Below are 2284 nucleotides of genomic sequence, written 5' to 3'. Positions count from 1 at the left end.
CCACTCGCGCGGCGGCATGATCCACTCCTTCTCGGAGCGGTTCAAGACCAGGAAGAGGAGTTTGGTGGCAGCCTCGTCACTGGGGAAATGACCTCTGGCCCGAACCGCTCGGCGCAGCTTGGAATTGAGCGCCTCAATCGCATTCGTAACCGGTATGAAGGTCACGGTGCCGGCTCGTCCGGCTGGGATTGGTTGGTTCCCGGCGTATGGTGCGACCATCCGGGACGAGGGGCACCGGGAGCACGCCAGTGGGCAGGCCGATGTATTCGATGAGCCGAGAGCTCGCGTTAGTAGCTGGCCGCCCCTGCGACCTACCCGGTTGCGCCGAGAGCGCGGATCCGTAGTTGTCGTGTCGCCCACTGCTCCCATTCGATGCAACAGAGGAGGGAGCAGCTGATGCGACGCGTGATTGGGATGGACATCCACCGGACCTTTGCCGAGGTGGTGTTCTGGGAAGACGGAAAGCTGCGTCCGGCCGGACGGATCAGCATGACCCGCGCCGGTCTGGAGGGGTTTGGCCGCAGTCTCAGCAAGGAGGACGAGGTCGTCATCGAAGCAACCGGCAACGCCATGGCCGTGGTGCGCGTGCTGTCGCCGTATGTGGCGCGTGTGATTATTGCCAATCCGCTGCAGGTCAAGGCGATCGCCCATGCGCACGTCAAGACCGACAAAATTGACGCCGGGGTCCTGGCGTCACTGCGGGCCGCCGGCTTTCTGCCCGAAATCTGGCTACCCGATGCCGAGACGGAGCGGCTGCGGCGGTTGGTGGCGCGGCGCAACCAGGTTGTCCGGCACCGTACGCAGATCAAAAATGAGGTGCACGCGATCCTGCATGCTCATCTGATCCCGCCGTGTCCGCATGCCGATCTGTTCGGAGGGCTGGGCCAGATCTGGCTTTCTCGACAGGTGATCCCCGATGACGAAACCGCGGCAATTGGACGGCATCTGCGTGAGCTCGATCGGCTGGGCGAGGATCTGTCGGTTCTCGACCGCGAGATCGCACAGGCGGCGACTGGCAATCCAGCCGTTAAGCGACTGCTCACGATCACCGGCGTCCACCTCATTGTTGCCGCCGGCTTGGTTGCGGCGATCGGCGATGTGCGGCGCTTTTCCGATCCCCAAAAACTCGTCAGCTATATCGGTCTGAACCCGCGCGTGCGGCAATCGGGCCTCGGGCTCGCCCAGCATGGCCGCATCAGCAAGCGCGGACGCGCCCACGCCCGCGCGATGCTGGTCGAAGCCGCTTGGGCTGCAGCTAAGGCGCCCGGTCCACTTCGTGCTTTCTTTCTGCGCATCCGCGCCCGTCGCGGTCACCAGATTGCCGCCGTTGCCGTCGCGCGCAAGCTCGCGGTGCTGGCATCTGCTGACCAAGGAAACTGACTATCAATGGGCACGCCCGGCCCTGGTTGCGAACAAACTGCGGTCAATGGAGCTGCAAGCCGGCCAGCCGGCTCGAAAAGGCAACAAGCGCGGCGTCGCCTACGCATACAACATCAAGGAGCTGCGCGACCGCGAGATCGAGCTGGCCCGCCATGCTGAACAGGCCTACGAGCGGTTTGTCAGCCAATGGCAACGGCGCGGCAACGGAAAGCAGCGCACGGGCGCCGCAAAGGAGGAACGACACTGAGGGCTGCGTGGTCGGGCTTGCATCCTTGATCCCGGCTCTTTGCCACGCGGTCGCCCGTGCTGCTCGAGGATAGCAAATCGCGTCGGAAAGGCTTGTCGACTTCATCCGTGGTGTACAAAATCCGCCGGACATCACCGGGAAAAGCATAGAACGGGACGACCTCGGCCCAGGCCCGGCGCCAACTCTGGCTGATGGCCGGATATTTCTTGCCCCAGCAGCCGTCCTCGAAGGCCGTCAGGGCGGCTTCGCCAGCGGCGGCATCGACCGCGCGATAAATCTCCTTGAGCGCCGCGGCGACGGGCTTGCGGTCTTTCCACGAGACAAAATCGAGGCTGTGGCGCAGCAGGTGGACGATGCAGGTTTGCACCATTGTCTGCGGAAACACGGCGGTGATTGCCTCGGGAAAGCCTTTGAGGCCATCGACGACAGCGATCAAGACGTCCTCGACGCCGCGATTTTTTAGCTCGTTCACGACGCGCAGCCAGAATTTGGCGCCCTCGTTTTGCTCGAGCCAGAGGCCGAGGATTTCCTTGGTGCCGTCAGCGCGTATGCCAAGCGCGATATGCACCGCCTTGTTGCGGACCAGCCCTTCATTGCGGATTTTGACCCGCAGTGCGTCGAAGAAAATCAATGGGTAAACCGGCTCTAGCGGCCGCG

At 63.4% G+C, this 2284-nt stretch carries 3 pseudogenes; 1 reads left to right on the top strand and 2 read right to left on the bottom strand.

Annotated elements, in window-relative coordinates:
* Window positions 1–156, bottom strand: a pseudogene (locus JOZ76_RS28625) (transposase); the annotation flags it as partial.
* 258 nt (window positions 157–414) lie between these two features.
* Between JOZ76_RS28625 and JOZ76_RS28620 the strand changes: the two are divergent.
* A pseudogene (locus JOZ76_RS28620) lies at window positions 415–1627 on the top strand (IS110 family transposase).
* A 94-nt stretch (window positions 1628–1721) separates the two neighbouring features.
* On the opposite strand, the pseudogene JOZ76_RS28615 reads toward JOZ76_RS28620, so the two are convergent.
* A pseudogene (locus JOZ76_RS28615) lies at window positions 1722–2284 on the bottom strand (IS256 family transposase); the annotation flags it as partial.

The sequence above is a fragment of the Bradyrhizobium sp. genome, assembly GCF_019244115.1.
Classification (GTDB): domain Bacteria; phylum Pseudomonadota; class Alphaproteobacteria; order Rhizobiales; family Xanthobacteraceae; genus Bradyrhizobium.
The sequence above is the reverse complement of the archived record's forward strand: the minus strand, read 5'-3'. Positions and strand labels throughout refer to the sequence as shown.